The organism is Arcticibacterium sp. SM2516, from assembly GCF_057914865.1.
The window spans coordinates 1,426,060-1,448,765 of record NZ_CP195290.1 but is presented as its reverse complement, the minus strand read 5'-3'; the positions used below and the strand labels follow the sequence as shown (position 1 = coordinate 1,448,765).

Annotated in this window: 17 protein-coding genes; 9 read left to right on the top strand and 8 right to left on the bottom strand. The window is 37.6% G+C overall.

Features of this window, described 5'->3' with window-relative positions; translation table 11 throughout:
* Positions 1-80 precede the first annotated feature (80 nt).
* Positions 81-1,391: a sugar MFS transporter gene (locus ACSBFT_RS05970; protein WP_489603917.1), complete on the top strand. Its 1,311-nt coding sequence runs from the start codon at positions 81-83 to the stop codon at positions 1,389-1,391.
* A gap of 159 nt (positions 1,392-1,550) precedes the next feature.
* Entirely contained in the window at positions 1,551-1,700 is a 150-nt protein-coding gene (locus tag ACSBFT_RS05965) for a hypothetical protein (protein ID WP_489603916.1), read from the top strand.
* 73 nt (positions 1,701-1,773) lie between these two features.
* Here ACSBFT_RS05965 and ACSBFT_RS05960 read toward each other — a convergent pair whose 3' ends face one another.
* The gene (locus ACSBFT_RS05960) at positions 1,774-3,930 is read right to left on the bottom strand and encodes an alpha-amylase family protein (protein WP_489603915.1); all 2,157 of its coding nucleotides are present in this window, start codon (positions 3,928-3,930) and stop codon (positions 1,774-1,776) included.
* Positions 3,931-4,344: 414 nt separating this feature from the next.
* On the opposite strand from ACSBFT_RS05960, the gene ACSBFT_RS05955 reads away from it, so the two are divergent.
* Both ACSBFT_RS05955 and leuS read left to right on the top strand, forming a co-directional pair.
* Positions 4,345-5,328, top strand: coding sequence for a sugar phosphate isomerase/epimerase family protein (locus ACSBFT_RS05955; RefSeq protein WP_489603914.1), 984 nt, complete (start codon positions 4,345-4,347; stop codon positions 5,326-5,328).
* A gap of 374 nt (positions 5,329-5,702) precedes the next feature.
* A complete protein-coding gene (gene leuS / locus ACSBFT_RS05950) occupies positions 5,703-8,555 on the top strand; it encodes a leucine--tRNA ligase (RefSeq protein ID WP_489603913.1) in 2,853 nt (950 codons plus the stop codon).
* Between the two features lie 92 nt (positions 8,556-8,647).
* On the opposite strand, the gene ACSBFT_RS05945 is transcribed toward leuS, so the two are convergent.
* Genes ACSBFT_RS05945 through ACSBFT_RS05930 form a run of 4 tightly spaced genes read right to left on the bottom strand, consistent with a single transcriptional unit; the run spans position 8,648 to position 13,346 of the window.
* Positions 8,648-8,932, bottom strand: a complete 285-nt coding sequence (locus ACSBFT_RS05945; protein ID WP_463047555.1) for a hypothetical protein — start codon at positions 8,930-8,932, stop codon at positions 8,648-8,650.
* Positions 8,933-8,942: 10 nt separating this feature from the next.
* Positions 8,943-10,328, bottom strand: a complete 1,386-nt coding sequence (locus tag ACSBFT_RS05940; RefSeq protein ID WP_489603912.1) for a TolC family protein — start codon at positions 10,326-10,328, stop codon at positions 8,943-8,945.
* The gene (locus ACSBFT_RS05935; protein WP_463047553.1) at positions 10,325-11,680 is read right to left on the bottom strand and encodes an HlyD family secretion protein; all 1,356 of its coding nucleotides are present in this window, start codon (positions 11,678-11,680) and stop codon (positions 10,325-10,327) included. Before ACSBFT_RS05935 ends, ACSBFT_RS05940 begins: the two co-directional genes overlap by 4 nt.
* On the bottom strand, positions 11,673-13,346 hold the full coding sequence (locus tag ACSBFT_RS05930; RefSeq protein ID WP_489603911.1) for a peptidase domain-containing ABC transporter: 1,674 nt from the start codon (positions 13,344-13,346) through the stop codon (positions 11,673-11,675). The genes ACSBFT_RS05935 and ACSBFT_RS05930 overlap by 8 nt, the downstream gene beginning before the upstream one ends.
* A gap of 125 nt (positions 13,347-13,471) precedes the next feature.
* Between ACSBFT_RS05930 and ACSBFT_RS05925 the strand changes: the two genes are divergently transcribed.
* Positions 13,472-14,149, top strand: coding sequence for a TetR/AcrR family transcriptional regulator (locus ACSBFT_RS05925; RefSeq protein WP_463047551.1), 678 nt, complete (start codon positions 13,472-13,474; stop codon positions 14,147-14,149).
* Here ACSBFT_RS05925 and ACSBFT_RS05920 read toward each other — a convergent pair.
* Positions 14,146-16,989: a TolB family protein gene (locus ACSBFT_RS05920; protein WP_489603910.1), complete on the bottom strand. Its 2,844-nt coding sequence runs from the start codon at positions 16,987-16,989 to the stop codon at positions 14,146-14,148. The genes ACSBFT_RS05925 and ACSBFT_RS05920 overlap by 4 nt on opposite strands.
* A gap of 196 nt (positions 16,990-17,185) precedes the next feature.
* Between ACSBFT_RS05920 and ACSBFT_RS05915 the strand changes: the two genes are divergently transcribed.
* From ACSBFT_RS05915 to ACSBFT_RS05905, 3 genes are all read left to right on the top strand, one after another.
* Positions 17,186-18,481: an amidohydrolase gene (locus tag ACSBFT_RS05915; RefSeq protein ID WP_489603909.1), complete on the top strand. Its 1,296-nt coding sequence runs from the start codon at positions 17,186-17,188 to the stop codon at positions 18,479-18,481.
* Positions 18,481-19,107, top strand: coding sequence for an L-threonylcarbamoyladenylate synthase (locus tag ACSBFT_RS05910; protein ID WP_463047548.1), 627 nt, complete (start codon positions 18,481-18,483; stop codon positions 19,105-19,107). The genes ACSBFT_RS05915 and ACSBFT_RS05910 overlap by 1 nt, the downstream gene beginning before the upstream one ends.
* Positions 19,108-19,187: 80 nt before the next feature.
* Entirely contained in the window at positions 19,188-19,805 is a 618-nt protein-coding gene (locus ACSBFT_RS05905; RefSeq protein WP_463047547.1) for a hypothetical protein, read from the top strand.
* Here the strand turns inward: ACSBFT_RS05905 and ACSBFT_RS05900 are convergent.
* Both ACSBFT_RS05900 and ACSBFT_RS05895 read right to left on the bottom strand, forming a co-directional pair.
* Positions 19,802-20,692 (bottom strand): lysophospholipid acyltransferase family protein, encoded by an 891-nt coding sequence (locus ACSBFT_RS05900; RefSeq protein ID WP_489603908.1) that lies wholly within the window; start codon positions 20,690-20,692, stop codon positions 19,802-19,804. The genes ACSBFT_RS05905 and ACSBFT_RS05900 overlap by 4 nt on opposite strands.
* The gene (locus ACSBFT_RS05895) at positions 20,679-21,272 is read right to left on the bottom strand and encodes a nucleotidyltransferase family protein (RefSeq protein ID WP_489603907.1); all 594 of its coding nucleotides are present in this window, start codon (positions 21,270-21,272) and stop codon (positions 20,679-20,681) included. The genes ACSBFT_RS05900 and ACSBFT_RS05895 overlap by 14 nt, the downstream gene beginning before the upstream one ends.
* A 101-nt stretch (positions 21,273-21,373) precedes the next feature.
* Here ACSBFT_RS05895 and ACSBFT_RS05890 point away from each other — a divergent pair, with 101 nt between their 5' ends.
* Entirely contained in the window at positions 21,374-22,387 is a 1,014-nt protein-coding gene (locus ACSBFT_RS05890) for a vWA domain-containing protein (RefSeq protein ID WP_463047544.1), read from the top strand.
* Positions 22,388-22,706: the final 319 nt, after the last annotated feature.

The following is a 22,706-nucleotide window of genomic DNA, read 5'->3' as shown; positions in this document are numbered from 1 at the left end:
TGAAAATAATTAGTAGTTATTAAGAAATATGTAGGACCTTTTATATATTTTTAAAATAATTTAATAACTAACCTATTTGTATGACAGATAATCGTTCTAACAACAATCTGGTTCCAATGCTCATTATTGGAGCTATGTTCTTCATTTTTGGATTTGTAACTTGGATAAACGGGGTTCTAATTCCGTTTATGAAAACAATAAATGAATTAACCGACACCCAAGCCTATTTAGTAGCTACCGCTTCCTATGTTGCTTTTGTGGTGATGGCATTACCCGCTTCTTATTTATTAAAAAAAGTAGGGTATAAAAAAGGAATGTCAATAGGCTTAATGATTATGGCTGTTGGGGCATTGGTATTTATACCTGCCGCAGAAGCCAGAACGTATTGGATGTTTTTAGCTGGTATATTTATTCAAGGCACCGGTATGACGCTTATGCAAACTGCCGCTAATCCGTATATTACCATCTTAGGGCCCATAGAAAGTGGGGCAAAAAGAATAGCAATGATGGGCATTGCTAATAAGTTGGCAGGCTCTATTGGTTCCATCGTTTTTGGAACCTTATTATTGTCTGGCATAGATGATGTAAAAGATAAATTAAGTTTTGTTTCGCCCGATGAAAAATCACAATTGCTTGACACCATGGCAAATAGTGTGGTAACACCCTATATTATAATGGCAACTGTTTTGTTTTTATTCGGTTTGTTAATTTTAAAAGCACCACTGCCAGAATTAGAAGGCGATGTGGATCAACAAGTTGCAGATGGTACAACAGCTAAAACTAGTATATTCCAATTTCCTCATTTATGGTTAGGGGTATTAGCATTGTTTGTTTATGTAGGTGCTGAAGTTATTGCTGGTGATTCTATTATTGCCTATGGTTTATCTTTAGGATTACCCGCAGACCAAGCTAGTCACTTTACCTCGTATACCCTTATGGCTATGGTGTTCACCTATGCTTTAGGTGTATTATTAATACCAAAATACCTAAGTCAAGGTTTGGCATTAAAAATTAGTGCGGCTTTAGGAATTGTTTTTTCCATATGTATTTTAATTACAACAGGCTTCACCTCTGTACTTTTTGTTGCAGCATTAGGTATTGCTAATGCGTTGGTTTGGCCTGCCATTTGGCCTTTAACGCTTCATGGCTTAGGTAAATTCACCAAAACAGGATCCGCTTTATTGGTAATGGCAATTTCGGGTGGTGCCATTATTCCGCCTTTGTATGGCAGAATAGTAGACGCAGGTAAACACGACTTAATGACCAACGGCATAGCCGAAGCACAAGCATTGGCTACTTCTGCTAATAACAGTTATTGGATATTATTGCCGTGCTATATTATTATTCTATATTATGCTATTTGGGGTCATAAAGTTGGGTTTAAGAAATAAAATCATAAGTTTAATCGAGTAAGAAGAGGCCGTCTTAAAAATGTGAGACAGCCTCTTTTTATTTGGACTCCTCTGAGAAAATTTTCAAATAAGTAATTCACAGAGCTTACTTTTTACTTATGAGACTTGCTCTGCCCTCTCACACCCGCTTGGCTAATTATGATGATTGCTGGAGGAGCTATATTACCTTTAAATTATGGTCAACTGGCTGATATATGGGATACGCAAATGGCTTACCTTACGCTAATTCCTTTATATATGTTTATTCTATATTTCTCTATCTCAGGATACAAGAAAAAGAAATGGTAAAACCATTTTAACAATAGAAAAGCCGTCTCTTAATAAATTAGGAGACGGCTTTCTGCATATAGAGCATTACGATTTATCTTTCAATAACGATACCTTCAAAATCTGTCAAGGCAGGTAATGTCATTTTCAAATAACCGTTGGTGTAAGTGAAGTCTAGCTTCTCTCCTCCTTGCATGGTCCAAATTTTACTGGGTTTAAAATCCATTCTGATTTCAAATTTAATGTTCTGTTGTACATGGGGTTCAAAGTAAGTATTCCCACTAAATCCTGTCAAATTCACCAAATGAAGAATATGCCCATTTGACTTAAACGGTGTATGAATGGTCACCTTTTCGGTATTCATCATAAAATCCTGTAAGATAATCTCTACCCGTGGATGAGCTGAACTGATAGCTTCCTTAAAAGCGTTTGGGTAGATATTTTGTAAAACATCTAAAACAATGTTTTTATGCTGTTCATAGCCATGTTGATAATAGATTTTACCAATGTTCATTGGCATCAAAACGTTGACCTTATTTTTCATTCCCATGCCAAAATAACCTGTTGGTTCATGTCCACCAATCATTTCTGGTGGTCCTGGTCGGCCCTTGCTTAAAATGGGCAAGAAAGTCTCTACCCCCTCTTCGAAATTATAAAGCCCTAGGTTAAACTTGAAATGCACCATACTTTGACCTTCAAAACTTTTGAAAATGTCTTTTCTATTTGGCGTCAAATAATTCCCTGCTCCATCATTCTCTGATTGGACTATAGTAGCTCCAAAAAGCTCCCTTAAAGCCTCAGGATTATCAAAAAGGCTGGTGTTGGTCGCGATAAGCTTTACTCCTGATTTAGAAATTTCTTTTAGAGCCGTAATATCAATTTCACTTAGATAATTGATATCTGGGAGAATCAATACCTTGTATTTATGCTTTATTTTGTCTGAAAGGTTTGCCAAATGATTATCCTGAATAATATCAAACTGCACATGTGCTTCTTTCAGCATGAGCGATAGGCCACGGTATTCCTCCATTTTATCCCCTCCTGGCCAATACCCTGGAGCCACTACTGCCACATGGGCCATACTCTCATATTTTCCAAAATAGGGTTCAAACTTCTTCTGATGAGCATAAATCTTCTTCATGGTTCCGAAGTTCCTTTCGTCCTCATAGTCTCTTAAGTCGCCCATCAAACTTACATCTGTACCGCTTCCATTGGCTATATTTTCATAAAGTCTGATGCTTATTTCCTCTGGTTCTATGGCATTATATCTGCTTTGAAACGAAATCTGTTGAATACTGGCATTGCTTACAATTTTATCAGGAAAAGTTTGCTCTATATGGTTGGTGTTATCTGAAGCCGTGTACGGCCAATATGGCAAGCCATGCGTTTGACTTTCATGCCTGATAATGTCTACAGACTCTTCTAAATAGGTGCAAATGGCTATCTTCTTTCCAGAAGCACGTAATACTTTTCCATTGGACAAACGCTTTTCAGAGGAAGACTTAACTATTTTATGTAGGTTTCTAGACCACTGCTCGATGCTCGCCGTTTTAAACGCTAAATATTGATTAAAAATAGGGTCGGTTCGGTCTTCCTTGAGTGGTAATACCAGTCCACCACTCCATTCAGAAAAGGCTTTTTTATCATATTCGTTTTGGTCTATGCCTACATATATGTTTTCATAAGGATTTCTGGTTTGATAGCCCGGCATGTTTAAGAAAATACCGTCAATATCAAATTTAGAAATCACCTCTTCGACTATCCTGAAGGCCTTATCTTGTACATATGGGGCATTGATACTCACCACATACTTATCGGTATTGATGATTCTTTCTCCTTTGGCTGAAATATAAAACCAGTCTGGATGAGCTTTAAAAATGGTTTCATGTGCCCTACTAAAATCAAAACGAATGATGACGCGAATGCCGTTTTCGTGACATTTTTCTACTATTCTTCCCATTTCACCGGGCTTCATATAAGGATTGGTGTATTCAAAATCTAAGTCCGACTGGTAAAAGGACATAATGCCTGCCCCATTGATGATTAAAGTATTGGCAGAAAATGCCTTTAAGTCTTCCACGATTTCATCGGCATCAATATTGGCCGCCTCATAGTCAGGCAAATTCATTTGAATCAAGCGAAGGTTATTTCGTTTCCACCATTCGGAGTCGTCGGAAGAGACTATTGGATTTTGTGCAAAAGCACCGGAAATGACGAAAAAAAAGAGATAAGGCAACTTGAGAAATTTCATTTTTTATGGGTTGTATTCCCGAAAATTACGAGGGTTTTAAGTAAAGCCCAAAAGTAGTAGATGAAAGGATTGAAATAGACTCAAATAAGCGATTTGCAATCTATCAAACGCAAAATCCCCCACAATTCATTAGTGTTTAATCCGTGATAATTGTACCAGTTGGCAAATACTACATGAAAGTTGTCAATTATCTATGTGATTCTAACCCTTACCAATCCTTCCCGTTTAAAAAATAAACCCTTCTCCATATGCTGTTGTAATAAAGGCGTTTGACTAAGAACTAAGTTTATTTTCTGAAGTATCAGGTAAGGAAACTAGCTGGTCAAGAAAATCTACCACTTAGTCTAATATTTGTTCTAATCTATCTCAAAATCCCTACATTTATTCTTTATACCAACCCTAAAAAATAATTACATGAATCGTAGAGATTTTATATACAGTTCGTCTGCCGCCATACTTGGTGGATTAGTACTGGGCTCAAAAGCCTATGCGGGTGTTCTTAAACCAAATTCCCTTATCAATGGAGTGCAGATTGGCACCATCACCTATTCTTTTAGAAGTTTGCCAGGAAGTGCGGAACAAGTGCTTCAATACTGTGTGGATGCAGGCATTTCTGCCATTGAACTGATGGGCGACCCTGCTGAAGAATACGCAGGAAAGCCTAAAAGCCCAATTGATAACAGCACATTTTATGTCAATGGCAAAAGAAGAAAACCAACGGACGAAGAGCAAGGCAAAATGGACCAGCATAAAATGGATGTGGCTAAATGGCGTGAAACCGTCTCTATGAAACCTTTCAAGGAGTTTGCTAAAATGTACAAGAAAGCAGGTGTGAGCATTTATGCTTTTAAACCAAATGCCTTCGGAGCAGATAATACCGATGCGGAGATAGAATACGCTATGCGAGCAGCTAAGGCACTAGGAGCAAAATCTGTTACATTAGAGCTACCTAGAGATTCGGCACAGTCTGCAAGACTTGGAAAACTAGGAGAAAAAAACAAAATGTACGTGGGTTATCATCTTCATACCACGGCTACAGATACTATTTGGGACGAAGCTCTGGCACAATCTCCTTATAACTCCATGAACTTAGACTGCGGTCATTATATAGCCGCCGGTGGAGATAATACAAAGGAGAGCCTATTGAAGCTGATAGAAGCCCGTCACGACAGAATCACGAGTATGCACATCAAAGACCGCCAAACCAAAGCGAACGGTGGAGATAACTTGTCGTGGGGTGAAGGCGACACACCAATAAAAGAGATACTGAGACTGGTAAGAGACAAAAAATACGACATCCCATGTACCATAGAACTGGAGTATGCAGTTCCTGAAAACTCAGACCCTGTAACAGAAGTGGGTAAATGCTTTCAATTTGCGAAGGCGGCTCTTTCTTAAAAGTAGCATTTCAAATGACAAAACGGCTTTGCCTTATAAATTGGTGGAGCCGTTTTTTTTAGATTTATTTACTGGTAAAAGGTCAATTTCTTTTTTGACCTTTTAAAAGAATAACAAATAATTAACTGCCCTAAAAACTTATTTGTTTTAAACACTTGACCACCTTTTGTAAATATACCATGATGATTGGTACTCCCCGCCTTCCGGACGGGCAGGGACTTCGCTCGACTGACATTTAAACATTAAACAACAAGCATCTAGCAACCGACATTTAACATCAGACACAACAATAAAACCTCAATAGACAAACCCTTTCTAGACACTCTCCCACCAATTCCCTATTTTTGCCAAAATTTTAAGTTTAAAAGGCAGAAATGGCAGTTTATAATCCTTCGGAAATAGAGAAAAAGTGGCAGGCATATTGGGAAAGCAATGAGACCTATAAAGTCGATATTGACCACTCAAAACCTAAATTTTATGTACTAGACATGTTCCCTTACCCTTCTGGGGCAGGTCTTCATGTGGGGCATCCGCTGGGTTACATCGCTTCTGACATCTATAGCCGCTATAAAAAACTGAAAGGTTTTAACGTTTTGCACCCTATGGGTTTTGACTCTTTTGGTCTTCCTGCGGAGCAATACGCCATTCAAACTGGGCAGCACCCTGCCATTACAACAGAAAAAAACATTGAAACCTACATAGGTCAAATGAAGAATATTGGCTTTGGTTACGACTGGAGCAGAGAAATTCGCACTTCTTCACCAGAATATTACAAATGGACGCAGTGGATTTTTATGCAGCTTTTTAATAGCTGGTATAATAAAGACACGGATAAAGCTGAGGACATTGAAACATTAGAAGCATTATTTGCCAAAGGTGGTTCTGCTGCTGCTAATGCCGTTTGTGATGATGAATTACCAGAATTTACGGCTGCCGAATGGAATGCCCTTTCGGAAGATGAAAAATACAAAACCACTTTAAATTACAGATTGACCTATTTATCAGAGTCTATGGTAAACTTTTGCCCTGAACTGGGCATGGTGCTATCAAATGACGAGGTAAAAGATGGTGTATCGGAGCGTGGTGGTTATCCTGTGATTCAGAAAAAAATGCGTCAGTGGATGATGCGTATCACGGCCTATTGCGACAGATTAATTGATGGCTTAGAAAACGTAGATTGGTCGCATTCGCTCAAAGAGCAACAAAAAAACTGGATTGGTCGCTCACAAGGAGCTTCTGTCAAATTTCCAGTAGCTGAGACCGCTTTATTAAAAGAAAGAGGTTTTGAAGGCAAAGTAGAAGTGTTTACCACTAGAATTGACACCATTTATGGCGTGAGTTTTATGGTTTTGGCTCCCGAGCACGAATGGGTAGACACACTCACCACACCAGAGCAAAAAGAAGCCATTGAGGCCTATAAACTAGAAACGCAGAAACGTTCTGAATTAGACCGTATGTCTGATGTTAAAACGGTTTCTGGAGCATTTACGGGTTCTTACTGCGTAAATCCTGTCAATGGCGAGCAAGTTCCTATCTGGATTGCTGATTACGTGTTGGCAGGTTATGGTACAGGAGCTGTGATGGCTGTGCCAAGTGGCGACCAAAGAGATTGGAATTTTGCAAAGCATTTCAATTTGCCAATTCCTGCTATTTCTGACGCTCAGCGAAATTTAGAAGAAGCTGCTGACGCATCAAAAGAAGGAAAATACATCAATTCGGGCATGATTAACGGCATGGAATACCAAGAAGCCGTTGACACATTAATAAACTGGATTGAGGCAAATAAAGTAGGAAAAGGTAAAATCAATTACAGACTAAGAGATGCGGTTTTTGCACGTCAGCGTTACTGGGGAGAGCCTGTTCCTGTCTATTTTAAAGAGAATGGCCTACCCTATTTAGTGGACGAGTCTGACTTGCCAATAGTTCTTCCTGAAATTGACGAGTACAAACCTACAGAAACCGGTGAGCCACCTTTAGGACGTGCTAAAGACTGGAAATATGTACCCCAACCCCCAACCCCTTCCCCAGAGGGAGAAGGGGAGATTGTTAGTTATGACTACGAATTATCTACTATGCCAGGTTGGGCTGGAAGTAGCTGGTATTGGTACCGTTACATGGATGCCAAAAATGAAGATGATTTCGCATCAAAAGAAGCATTGGATTACTGGCAAGATGTTGACTTATATGTAGGCGGCACAGAACACGCTACTGGTCACTTATTGTATAGCCGCTTTTGGAATAAATTCTTGAAAGATAAAGGTTTTGTAAAACAAGAGGAGTTTGCCAAGAAACTGATAAACCAAGGGATGATTCAGGGGCGTTCTAGCTTTGTTTACAGAGTGAAGAATACCGAAGTACCAACTTTCGTTTCCTACGGTTTAAGAAAAGATTACGATACGCAAAAGCTTTATGTCGATGTCAATATTGTCGACAATGATATTTTAGATATTGAGGCTTTTAAGTCGACCAGAAATGATGTGGATGCCAATGCCATATTCATTCTGGAAAACAGTAAATATTTTTGCGGAAGCGAAGTAGAAAAGATGTCGAAGTCTAAATACAACGTCGTAAACCCTGATATTTTAGTAGACCGTTATGGTGCAGATACCCTTCGTCTTTACGAGATGTTCTTAGGACCATTGACAGAAGCAAAACCATGGGATACTAAGGGGATTGAAGGAACTTCAAGGTTCTTGAAAAAGCTTTGGCGTTTGTTCTTTGACCAGAATGGCGAAGCTCTTTTGGTAGATGAAAAAGCTACGCCAGAAGAGTTAAAAGCTTTGCATAAAGCCATCAAAAAAGTAGGTTCAGATATTGAAACATTCTCTTTTAATACTTCCGTAAGTACATTCATGATTTGCGTGAATGAACTGACTGATTTGAAATGCCATAAAAAGGAAATTTTAGAACTCTTACTAGTCATTATTTCTCCGTATGCACCGCATATCGCAGAGGAGCTTTGGGCTAAAATAGGAAACGAAGAAGGCAGCATCACCTCTCAAGAATACCCAGATTTTTCTGAGGAGTTCTTAAAAGAGGATGAAATAGAATATCCTATACAAATAGGCGGAAAAGTTCGCGTTAAACTGAGTTTCCCTGCCGAAACGGGTAAAGAAGAGATTGAAAAAGTGGTATTAGCTCATGCAGACGTTATCAAATGGATGGATGGCAAACCCTTAAAGAAAATCATAGTAGTGCCGAAGAAGATTGTAAATGTGGTGGTTTAACCCACTTTATACAAATCTTAGCATTAAAAAGTAAGGCGGCATTTTGGAAATCCAAATGCCGCCTTTTCTTATACCTTATTTTCTATAAAAAGCTATAAAGAAGCCCAGTTTTGATATACAATAGGTACCGAATAAATTTCTTTCAAGGCGTCTCTGTATTTTTCTTCTAGGGCACTTTGAATCTGGCTAAACTTGGAGGCCTCAGAGATAAAGGAAAGTTTATGTACGGTTTCTTTTATTAGCTTTTCGTTATCAAGAATATAATGCTCTCGGGTATAGTCTATTTCCACTGAAAAAGCAAAATTATCTCTTAAGAGCCATTCAGAAATTTGGCTTAAATACTCCTTATTATTGATTAATAAATGTACGAGAACCATAATTATAAATTTAATTAGTGGGTGCTAATAATCCAGCCGCCCATCTTTGTTTAAAATACGCTTTTAAATATTTCAGATTAACTTCTAATATCTTTTTTCGAGCATCAATGAGTTTGTTTTCTCTAGAAATAATCAGAAAAAGAGAACTCTCCCCTTGTGAGAATTTAAGTTCTTCATTGCGTAGCAGAAATCTGTAACTATCGGCCAGTTGACTTGCTGTACCTAGCTGATTCGCTAGTAAGTCTGTTTCAACGGCATACTGCCTAACTTTATTTTCAATATTCCAGGTTTTCTGCTCTTGAAGAAAGGTAGTCTCTTGAATTTTGAAGTTCGTTTTCGCAAACTTACCTCTTCCTTCTCTCAAAAATAAGGGAATTTTAAAATCGATACCAAATTTGTAATTGTTAGCCAAATATGGATTAACAGCATATTCCGAAGAGAAATAATCCTTCCCCAAAAGATTATATTTTAAGTCCAAAGTCGGCAGCATAGCCTGCCTGTTTAGTTGGCGTTCCACATCTAGCCCATCCAATTTGAATTGATACGTTTTAAGCTCCGGATGGTTTAATTTGGCTAAATATACCATCTCATCTACAGGCACCGCTTCTAGGTTGGTCGGCATTGGTTGTGGCCTTTCTGTTTCATTTAATAAATATGGGCTTCCATCAGTATCCCAAAGGAAAGCCGACAAGGCTATGGTGTTTTTCCTTAAATCTATATAGGCCTCTTGGCTGAGTAATTTGATATTTTGAACCTGTAAAAAAGCCTCAACCGTATCAACTCGTGCCTCAGCTCCATTATTAAATCCAAGTTTTGTCATTTCCAATCGCTTCTGGGCATTCATACCTTGTTCATTTAATAGCTCATAGCTTTGAAAAGATGCTGCCCATAGCCAATAAGCTTCAATGGCATCCAAATACATGTCATTGAGCATTTGACGCTGCTCTTCGGCACTTTGAGAAATCATCAATTCCGCCTGTTTTCTGGCTGCCCTCTGGCCATCCATCAGCAAACCCTTCAAAACAGGCAGTTCTAAACCAAAATAGGTGAGGTTACCTGAGGTCTCGCGTGGATTTAAGTATTTGCCAGAAGTATATTCATTTCCTGCTTTAAGCCGCAAGGCATAAGGAGTTTGAACCTTTAATTCTGGATTCTGTGTATTATAGTATTGGTCTCCTGCTAAAGTCTTATTATCCGATTGGTAAGCTAAAACGGGGTCAAAGACACCTTTTGTAGCCAATAAATGAGCTCTAGATTGATTGACGTTTGCCTCCGAGATCTTAAAAGCAGGATGATTTTCTTCGAAAGTTGTTAAAAAGGTCTCAAAGAACAGCATATCCTGTCCCATAGAGAGAATCGGGAAGAAAAGCCATAGGTATATTATTCTTAATGTCATTTTGCTTTCGTTTTAGCGATAGAGCTTTCTGCCTGATAATATTCTGGTGGGAAGCCATTAATATTCCGCCATAGCTCATAATAGATTGGCACATCTTTGAGCAGAGAGATGCCTTTAGCTCCACCTCCCATTCTTAACGTAGTGGGCCATTTTCTTTCTTCAGCATCCTCTGCCACCAAAACTCTAAATTTCCCATTAAGGCTGCTGGAGGTTTCTACCATGGTTATTACACCTCCAAAAGTACCATAGCTGCTATTTGGCCAACCACTAAAAACAATCACAGGAAAGCCATCAAAAACTAATCTGACTTTCTGACCTATTTGAATTAATGGCAAGTCCATGGGTTCAATAAACATCTCTACGGCATAGCTAGGATTCACAGGAACTATCTCCACGATATTCTCGCCCTCTTTTAACATCTCTCCTATTCCTGATTTTCTAGCCTTCGTAATTTGACCACTTTGCGGAGCCAAAATATAATAGAGCTCACGTCTGGCATCATAATTAGCCAACTGATTTTCTAGTTTAGCTATTTCTGCTTCACCATTTGCCGCCAAAGAAATACTGCTGTATCGTTCACCTTCCGTCTTTGACAGTTTTTCAAGGTAATCCTGAACCACGGTGTTTTTCTCAATTTGAAGATTAAGAAATTCCTGTTTGCTTTGCGTAAACTTATTTTCTGACGTATTCAGTTTTGCCAGTCCGTCTTGAAAAGCAATTCTACGTTTTTCAAAATCGGTCGTTGAAATGGCTCCACTGTCTAACATCGTTTGAGCAGCTTTAAACTGTCGGTTGTAAGCCAAGAAAGCATTATTCGCTGCTATCAGTGAAACACTATCACTCGCAATTTTCATTTTTTGCTGTCCTAACTTATTTTCTATGGATTGAAGTTTGAATTTCATGGCAGATTCTATAGCCGCCATCTGTTTTCCTGCTGTTTGAGCTTTTCCCTCGTAGGCATTAATGCTCCCCTGTTTGGCAGTTATTTGCTTTTGGGTTCTGTCTATTAGAATAGGGTCAAAATAATCCACTTTAACTTCGCCTAACTTTAAAATGGTATCTCCTTTTGACACAAAATCGCCTTCTTTCACATACCATTTTTCTATTTTACCGGGTATAATGGTGTTCAGTTCCTGAGGTCTATCTTCCTGCCTTAGTGTACTGACTTTACCCGTAGCTCTGATATTCTGTGTCCATGGCAGAAACAAAATCAAGGCAAACAATACAGCCATACCCATAAACCACTTGAACACTGAATTTTTCTGGTCTATTTTGTAAATCTCTGAAAATGCCTTTACACTTCCCCTTAAATCCTTCTTCAAGTAGGTGTTTCCTTCAAAATGATTATCCATAAGTCAATTTTCCGTTTTCGAGGGTTACGATCTGATTTACTAATTTTTCACAGTAACTGTCTTTTGATGTAAGAATTACCGTACTTCCATCCGCTTTAAGTTTGGCTGTTAATGCTTCTTTTTGCATTTGATTTAAATATCTAAACGGCTCTTCCATCAGAACAAGTCTATGTTTACATAGCAATGCTCTGGTAAGCAGAATCTGCTGCCTAATAACGGCAGGAATTCTTTTCCCTACAGGGTCTAGAACACTGTCATAACCATGAGGTAAACTTTCAATATAGCTTTGTAAGCCTGTAATTTCCGCAATGGATTTAACATCGGTCAAGCTGACACCCTTATTGTCCAGATTTAAATTCTGTAAAAGGGTTCCTTCAAAAATATTTTGCTGTCCAAGCAAAAAGCTCGTTTGATTTCTAATGGATTGCACATCATAATTTCTTATAGGTATGCCATCTATTAAAAGCTTTCCTTCAAAATTTTGAAAAGCCCCCGTCAAAAGCCTTAAAAGAGTTGTTTTTCCTGCACCACTTTCTCCTTTTATCAAAAGCCATTCTCCTTTTTTGATGTCTATATTAATATCTTTTAGCTTTAAATCAGAAGGGTAATATCCAAATGAAACATCTTCAAATTTGATAGTTACGGACTCCTTATTAGGATCTAATTTTACTGTTCCTGTGGGTTCAATATCTGCTTTAGCAACTTTATCTAACTTTTCTACAGCTGTTAGAGACTCGTAGACTTGATCCATATTTACGATCAATTTCTCTACGGAAGCTATGATGGCAATGATGACAATGTCTGATGCTATAAACTGGCCAATGTTAATTTGTTGTCTGGTAAGTAAGCTTACACCCAATATAAGCATAGCTGCGGTAATAAGCAGTTTGAAGGATATCATGCTCCAGTATTGCACTTTTAGCGTCGCAAAGTGGTCTGTTCTGGCTCTTACATATTTTGTAATGATTCCATCTGTTTTATCTAGATGTAGCCGGGTCTCTCTGGCATATTTAAAAGATTTTATACTTCTGGCCATTTCTTCAAACCAACCCAAGGTCATATACTTATAGTTGGAAGTTTCCATAGAAGTTTTAAAGCCTTTAGCTGAAGTAAATCTGATAATCAGAATGACGATCAATAGTAAAACCAAACCAAAAGCTATAAAAAGAGGGTGATAAAAGGCCAGTAAAATGGTACCCAAAAGAATCTGAATAATGGAAGCCGGAATATCCACAAGAAGCTTGTGTAAGCTTTTCTGTAAACTGCCCACATCCATAAAACGATTGACCAGTTCTGGCAAATGATAAGCATCCAATTTGGAAATATCTAATTTTGGAAGCCTATGTGCATATTCCATGGCATATCTCACAAATATTTTCTGCTCAATTTTCTCAATAATCTCTAGTTGTTTAACTTGCAGCCAACCAGTTAAGAAAGTACCCGTGAGCACCATCGCTATTAAAATACCTATAGAAGTTGACATCTGTGCGGCCATCACAAAAGTGATGATACTTTGAATACCTAAAGGAAGAGAAAGGGCAACTAAACCTGCAAAAACGGAATAAATATAAATGGCAGAGATGTCTTTCTTATCCAACCAAAGTAGTTTGAATATTTTACTTATAGCCTGACTGATAGTGGTTTCTAAGTACTTTTCTTTTTCCATTTTTATCATAATTTGCACAAATGTAGTAAAACTTTACATAACGATAGCAATACTATTACAAATAGTAAGTTTACTTTGATTATTAGCATAATTACTATTATTTTTGATTCAAGATAAATACATCAATGCAGGGAAATTTCAACATTAAATTAAACGAGAAACTCTATCTTAAGGATCCTAACAGTACTTCTATAGGTGAAAAGATAGTACAAGAAGGTTTGAAAATGCTTTCAGTGAAAGGTTATGAGCATTTTACCTTCAAAAAATTATCTAAGGAGATTCCAACTACAGAAGCCACCATCTACCGCTATTTTGAAAACAAACACAAATTACTCATTTATCTGGTGGATTGGTATTGGGCTTTTATTGAATTTCAAGTGATGTTTCACTTGAACAATATGAAAGATCCAAAGGAAAAAATCAAGAAGATTATTGACCTACTGGTATGGGAAGACCAAGAGAATGCCTTTTTCAGTACTTTGGATCCAAAATCTCTTTACAATTTGGTTATAGCCGAAGGCAGCAAGACCTACCTATCCAAAGAAGTGGATGTCAATAATCAAGAAATGCTTTTTAAGCCATATAAGGACTTATGTGGTATGATAGCTGAAACTTTCCGAACGTATAACCCTCATTTCAAATACAGTCATTCACTGGCAAGTACTTTGGTGGAAACCGCTCATTTTCAGCACTTTTTCATGGAGCATTTACCCCGACTATGTGATTTTTCTGAGAATAAGGACAGAAAAGATTTAAAGAAATTCCTAGAAAGCCTCGTTTTTGGAACAATGAGTTTGAACTAGCCACCAATGATCAAATTGATATAAGTTGACTTTAAATTAGGCAAAAACTTGTTTGGGAACCTATATCCTACCCTTAGCCCAATAGGCAAGTCAAACAAATTGAAAACGGTTTGGTCAAACAGAAACTCGGCACCAGCTGTTCTTAAATCGGTTTCCCCTCCTGAATCTTTTGCATGCGTCGTGTCAAAATAAAGGTTCATTCTTAAACGCTTTACATAGGTAATGCCATTGATCCCTAAATCAGGATATAATAGCGGCATTTTATAGTTAATGGATGTCCTATAAGCATTCTGAATACCAAAAATGCTATGTCCACGACCTAGCGAAAACGTATTTGGGAATCGGTAAAGGTTCTTGTTGCTTTCATCATAATAGGCTTGCTGAATCTCCAAACCATGATTGACACCAATTCCAGGTAACAAGATATTGGCTCCAGCCCTAAACATTTTGGCTATTCCAGTTTGAAAGGATTCTGCATAACTCAGGCTAACACTCCCCCCTAGTTTACTCTGCAGGTTTTTGTAAGCCTTTTGACGATTCACAGAAACACCACCTTTTAGCTCATAGAGCCCAAATTTAGAGTTATCGAACTCAAAGAAATTATCAGACCTAAACTGCTGAATACCTTTCCAATTGGCCACCACATTTGTATTCCAAACATAGTTGCCTTTTATCATTTCTAATGGAACATTGAGCCCTATTGTAGCTTCCTGCTCGTCAAATTCCAAAATTCTATTTCCTTTGGCGGCTTCTACTTTTCTTCCTCTATACTCGTAAGCCACATTTAATTTGGCAAAATACTTCGCCATCACGTAATCTATTCCATAAGCGTTTTCTCCTTCTGTAATGTAACGGGTATAGTTTAAGACTAAGCTATTGGCTCCCAGAATGTCATCCATATTCAGAAAAAAGTTGGAAGATGCCAAACTGGGTAAAGCACTGTTTTCTGATGAACCAAAGGCTGGCAAAACTCCCCAAGAATGAAAGTTCCAACCTCTTAAAAAGCCTTTGTAAGGCTCGGCTTGATAGTTCTGTTCTTTTATATTGTCCAGTATACTCCCATTTTCAGGTAGGTTATTGAGGTCATTAAAAAAGTCTGTATTTTCTTTAAGATTAGTGGTTACTTCTTGAAAATTAACATCCGTTAAATCCATACTTGCCAAATGGTACCCTTTATCGGTCAGATTACTAAATAAAATTGTGTTACTCCTGTTGTTAAAGGAAGGATAGCCAGCTCCCACGGGAACAGAAGAGACTTTATAAAGACGTTTATCACCTGATTTTGACACCTTGTAAATATTATCTATTCCCGTAAAATTCCCCTTGAAGTAGATGTCATCTACGGATTCACTTAATTCCACCATAATGGCATTCATCCAGTTGGTAAGAAGCTCTTTTTGGTCATTAGCCAAATCGTGCTTTACGATGGCCAATTTCCCATCTTTTCTTGCCACATAAAACAACTTCATACCATCATTACTGTAAATAGGATACGCTAAATCCCAGTTCTCTTCATTACTGAAATCATTCTTTTTCTCACCCGTTTGGGTATTGAAAGCGGTTAATTCATAAGCCAAATCCTCATTCAATATAATGGTCATAAACTCCTCAGCAGACGGACTGAGAGCGGCATAAAAATAACGGTCAGCGTCTTTTAAAATCCTTTTGGTATCTGTAGCGAAGTCGTAATAAACGACTCTTGCAAAATCGACATTCGCCCACCTTGGATTGGTTTGATTTTCTAACCATAGTGCTCCTTTTTCGGCATAGGAAATGTATGGGTTATTAGAAATACCTATACTAGAAAGCGTACTTTCCTTTCCATTTATATCCCATTTAATCAACTTTGGTGTCACAGAAAATCCAAATTTCCTAGCAATCAAACTGCCATCGGCTAAGGTTTTTGGATAAATATAATTTACGACGCTTTTTGTTTTCGCGGTACTCAGTGAATCAAAACTTATTACATCTAAATCATGGATAAGTGCCTCTGTCTTCATTTCAAAATCTGCATAAGCGGCCTTATAAAGCTTTTTGGCACTCAATCCAGTATGTCTTTTTATAGCTCCAGAAAAAGGATAAATAGGTGGTTTGAAAAAATTAGCATCATGAATAACCTTTGACCAAACGTCATCCCCGTAAGTCTTTCTAGCATAAAGGTTCAAAACATATCCAAAAGGATAATGATTAGGCATTTTAGTCTTATAAGAACCGTTCCTCGATTTGTTATAAGAGAAATGCTTTCCTGCATAGAGGTTGGCTCTTAAATCAGCGGTAAAAGATGCCATCCTCCCTCTTCCGGCCTCCGTCAATAAAGATTCTGTCATAACCGCATCTCCCTCGGCAAACCAAGCGGGGTCCGTAAATCTTAAAACAGCAGACCATCCCCCTCTTCCTGTAATAAACCTTGCTAATTTTGAGAATCCCACATCTGCGTTACTATTTTGAAGCACATGCCTGTATTCATGAATTGCGAGTGCGTCTAACCAGTTATTTTGACCCAGAATATTCCAATTAGCAATTGGTGTCGTATATATTTCGCTTCTAAATGGCACACTAGCCACAAAACCATTTCCCTCCATACTCTTGCCATGAAGTATTATTGGAATAGGAGTAACCTTTGGCCCGATGGTGGTTTTATTGTTTTTATCAAGATGGTCAATCGTGGCTGCGAATTTATTGGCATAGCTTTCTAAACCTTTAGGATAAATTATCGTTGAATTTTCATTTTTGATTTGCATCCAGCGTATACTGGGAGGATTTTCGGAGTCTGCACTTGCCTGACCATAGGTCCAATTTGCGATGCAACTAAGCATCAAACAAAAGAATAATTTCCTCATATAATTAGAATTTCAAACGATAAGTTTGAGCTAAAAACCTTTTAGGGTTACCGATTTAATGAATCCAACGATTCAAATACCACATTATTTATGAATATCTCAAACAGATTTGAAATTGTACCGCTTAATTTCGAGGTCAATTCTTAGATTGATGCTAGTGAATTTTTATATTGCGTTCAGCAAAAAATATGATGCCATGTTAAAAAAAATCTACCTACTTATAACGGTCAGCTGTTTAGGTCTATCTGCACAAAAGACGACACCATCTTATTTTACAAAGGATATTGCTGCCATAGAATCTAAAATCATTGAATGGCGAAGAGACTTTCATACTCATCCTGAATTAGGAAATCAAGAGTTCAGAACTTCCGAAATTGTGGCTAAACATCTAGAATCTTTAGGCATTGCAGTAACTAGAAATGTAGCTAAAACGGGTGTTGTAGGTATTCTCAAAGGTGATAAACCCGGGCCAGTAATAGCCTTAAGAGCAGATATGGATGCTCTTCCAGTGACTGAAAGGGTGGATGTGCCTTTCAAGTCAGAGGTTATGGTGGAATATGCCGGTCAGAAAACGGGCGTTATGCATGCCTGTGGCCATGACAGTCATATCGCTATCTTAATGGCTACAGCCGAAGTGCTCTCAAAGCATAAAAGCGAGTTAAAGGGTACTGTTAAGTTTATTTTTCAACCCGCCGAAGAGGGTGTTTTTGCTGAAGGAATAGCTTTTGGAGCTGACCTCATGGTCAAGGAAGGCGTATTGAAAAATCCAGATGTAGATGTGGCTTTTGGATTGCATATAAACTCCCAAACACCTGCGGGCACTATTCTCTACAAACCTGGCTCTGTCATGGCAGGTGTAGATCAGTTTTACATCACCGTCAAGGGCAAGCAAACGCATGGGGCTTATCCATGGTCTGGTATAGATCCCATTATGGTTTCTTCACAAATCATTATGGGTTTAAATACCATTGTAAGTAGAAACGTCAATCTGATTAATAATCCTGCTGTAGTGAGTGTAGGAGCCATTCATGGCGGGAATAGGCATAATATTATTCCTGAAAAAGTAGAGCTAATTGGTACCATCAGAACTTTGGATCTAGAGCAGCGGAAGATGATTCATCAAAGAATTAAAACCATTGCCACCAATATAGCGGCAAGTGCTGGTGCAGAAGCGGAAGTATTGATAGAAGATGGCTATCCTGTAACTTATAATGACCCCGAACTTACTTTAAAAATGCTTCCCTCTCTGGTTTCAGCCGCTGGTATTGGTCATGTAAATGAGAAAGCCGCTGTTATGGGTGCAGAAGATTTCTCCTATTTTGCGAGGGAAGTTCCTGGTTTATTCTTCTTTCTGGGAGCGATGGAAAAAGGTAAAAACCCTGAAGACGTGGCACCACATCATACGCCTGATTTTTATTTAGACGAAAGTGGCTTTAAGGTGGGCGTTCAGGCATTTTGTAATCTTGTAATGGACTATTCAAACACAAAATAATGATAGCTAAAATTTTAAAAATATATGAACACGATCCCGATCCTCAAAAGATAGATGAGGTGGTAAGGTGCCTTAAGGATGGCGGTATCATTATATATCCCACAGATACGGTTTACGCCATGGGATGCGATATTTATCAGAATAGGGCGGTTGAAAAGCTGAGTGCATTGAAAGGGCTAAAGGTTAAAAAGAATAACTTTTCTATTGTTTGTAGTGACTTAAGTAATATTGCGGATTACGCCAGGGTTTCTAACAAGGCTTTCAAAATCATGAAAAAAGCTTTTCCAGGGCCATTCACTTTTATTTTACCCGCCACTGGAAAGCTGCCAAAGCTTTTACAAACCAACAGAAAGAATATTGGTATAAGAGTGCCTGATCATCCCATACCGAAGGCTATTGTGGAAGCATTAGGAAATCCCATCATCACCACTTCTGTTAAAGACGACGTAGACGATATGTTAGAATACCCAAACGAAATTGAAATCATCATTGCACAAAACGAACACAATGCAGATTTAATCATAGATGGAGGCTGGAGTGGCATAAATCCGTCTACGGTTGTAGATGCCACTGATGACGAATTTGAAGTAATAAGGCAAGGTATTGGAGATTTTGATATGCTATGAGGAAGTTTTTACTGATTTCTCTTTTTGCTGGAATTTGTTTTTTTTCATTTGCGATTAAAATTTACGTCGCAAATTATTTTTTGGCTAACGGGCTCGGTAGTCTTCCTTTTGTAATTCTTTTATTCCTGATTTATTCACATAAGCACCAATACGAACAAACCTTCAAACACATTTTTGCAGGTTTAATCATTACTCATTTCATTTTAGATTTAAAGTCTTTTTTTGAGAGTAAATTTCTAAATAATAATATCACCGTTACCATTGATGCTCTTTATGCCTTTGTATTTTATTTAACCTTTGTCTTCCTTTTTAAGAAAAGGGGGGCGGGTTTGTATACCAAAAGAAAAAAAGACTGGCTAATTAGCTTCCCGATTGGATTTGTATCTTTCCTAAGTTTTCAATATTTCTTTAACGCGAAAATTCAAGCCAGATACGAGCCCATTCTTGTTCTGCTAAGTACGTTCATTTCCTTTTTTATTGTTTTAGGATTAAATACACCATTATCAAAAAACAGATATGTTGTTTTATGTTTTGGTCTGTTCTTTAATTTCATTGCGTTTTCTTTAGGTCTCTTGATATATCAAATAGAACCAAACGTAGAAAGTGAAATTTTAATGAAAGGTTTTTTTATGACGGGATTCTTCTGCCTTCTGGAGGCATTTTATGGCTATTTGGATGCCTTTGATAAACGAACTTAGGTGGGTCTTTTATGCTTCCATCTTCTATGACTCCACAACCAGTATTCTGGTGTATCTTTTATGTTTTGTTCTAAAATACGGGCATGCTTTTCTAGAATGTATCCTTCTGGTTCCTGCTTGGGAAATTCCGTTATTAACTCGAATGTTGACACATAATAACCTCTTTTAACGCGTGCTATCGAACAAAAAATCACTGGCATGTCAAATTTCTTTGCTATACTTTCTGTCCCATTAAAAAAAGAAGTTTCTTGGTTTAAAAAAGTCGTCCAATAGGAGCTTTTGGGTGGAGCCGATTGGTCATTCGCAAGGCCAATAATAGATGGCGATTCGAACCCTTGCATTATTCGTTTAAAGGTTTTTGAGGTAGGATACATTTCTGTGCCAAACCTTATTCTCATTTTGTAAAACAGTCTGTCGAAATACGGATTTGATAACTCATGGTATGGTCCATTGCCATTGTGCTCAAAACCGTTACCTAGTCTTTGTGCCAAGAATTCGTAATTCCCATGGTGCCCCGTAGTAAGTACAACACTTCTATTTTCTTCGTACCATTTATGCATCAATACTTTATCATATTGGCATACAAACCTTTTATTCAGTTCTTTTTCTGAGATGGTAATACATTTCAAAGTTTCCAGAAACAAATCGCAGAGGTAATGATAAAATCGCTTTTCTATGGATTTCCGCTCCGCTAATGACTTTTCCGGAAACGCATTTGCCAAGTTTTCACTAACCACCTTTTCCCTGTAACCTAGCATGAGATAGATGATAGGATAAAGTATAATATCTGAGATAAGATAAAGTACCCAAAAAGGTAAAATAGAAATAAAGTAAATGAATGGAAGTGCCAAATAATACGCTAAGGCAGAAAAATTAATTTTGGGCATCTAAATAGTTTAAATAATCCTCTTTCGTATCTAAATCAATACCAGTCCCTAAAAAACTTATTTTCTTAGTATGAGACTGGTTTTCCTTTAATATCTGTCTCGCTCCAGAATCACCTTTTAAATTCAACAGAATGGTAAAAGTCTCTTTTTTGAAAAGGACGGGTACCCCAACGGTCTTTTTATATTGAGAAGCAACAATAAATTTATCGGTCTTTTTCGCCTCCAATATCATATGTTTCAGGTATTCCGAATTTACTTCAGGCATATCAGAAGTCATCACCAATACGGCGTCAATGTTCTTATTGAGCATATAAGTTCCTGCTAAACCTCTAATGATGGAACTTGCCATGCCTGTTTCCCAGAGGGGATTCTCAACAATATTAATTGGAAGGCCAGAAAGTTTTGGCATAATAAGGTCTTTATGTGCTCCTAAAACTACCGTAACCAATACGTTATCAACACTTAAAGCTTCCTTAATAAGCTTTACGACTAGTAAATCACCTTGAACGTCTAGTAATTGCTTTGGAACACCCATTCTTTTGGATTCACCCGCAGCTAAAATTATGATTCCTACTTTCATATTTATATCTTTACACAAAATTACAAGAAATTCTCACGGTCATATAATGATTATAGACTTCTTGTCGTTTGGAATTACGTGCTAACAAAATAAAATTTAACATGAAGATCTTCAAAAGATCCGCATTATTGCGGTTGGCTACTGTTGCCATTTCCTTTTTTCTAATATCATGCGGGGGTAAGGGACCAGATCCTAAAGGTAAAGTATTTGAGATTTACCTTGATTTCTGGAATACCACAGGAAAAACGCCGGAGGTTCGTTTTGACGAATTAAACACATCAAGAGAAATTAAAATCGATTTTAGCAAAACTTTTCAAGGTAGCTCTCAAGGTTCATCTTTTACAAAAGTGGAGATTGATAACTTCAGAATTATAGATGACAATTCTAACAATTATAACATTGAAAACATCACCGCTTATGAGCTAAGAGATGGTGCATGGAAAAAAGATATCGAGTTCACGATGGACTTTGACCAATCTGAAGACATTTCTGTCGTACTGGTCTTAGACCGTTCTGAGTCTTTAGGACAAGATTTTACTACGATTAAATCTTATGCCAATAACTTCATAGATCAAGTTTTTAACGACAGAAAAGTGGTTAAAATGGGCGTTGTAGACTTTGCGGATGATGTAAAGGCACATCCACTTACTACCAACAGAGATGACCTAAAATCTTATGTTAGCAGCCTAGTTCAAGGGAAATTTACGACACTTTATAACGCCGTAGATATAGGAATAGACATGCTTCAAGATTCTAAATCTCAAAGCAAAGTATTATTCGTCTTTACAGATGGATCAGACAATAACTCTTCTCCTACGGTAACAGTAGATTACTTGTTAAACAGAATTAAATCTGACAAAAATGCCTACAAAATAACAAGTTTTGCGATTGGTCTTAACGGAGATGGTGGAGTAGACCAAACGATTTTAACTAAACTAGCTGGTAACGGAGGAACTGCCAGTTTCCCTAAAACAATTTCACAAGCTAAAGGAGTTTTTGAGAAATTCTCAAAAGTAATCTCCAATGTTTATAGCCTTGAATACCTTAGAAACCAACAGGTTATTCCAAGAAATACGCCAGCTAAACTAAAATTTGAGATTACGACTCTCAAGTAAGTGAGAAGCATAAAATAGATAGAAAAAGCTCTTTGGTTTAGGCCGAAGAGCTTTTTTTGTTTTAAAAGGTTCGATGACCAACTAATAAAAGTTAGGATCACTAGATGAACTTAACTCCCACTCCCTTAATTCGGCCATGGGAGACTCAAATCAAAACCGCATCCCCCAACATTCAAAAAAGATGATTAGAAAACTACGACGATTTAAACTCAAAACAGAAAAGAGACTTTTTTGATTTACCACTCCATAAATATTTGAAAATCAGCATTTAGTTATTATGAGTAATGGTTAAATTGAGTGTTATAGCTTATAAAAAAAC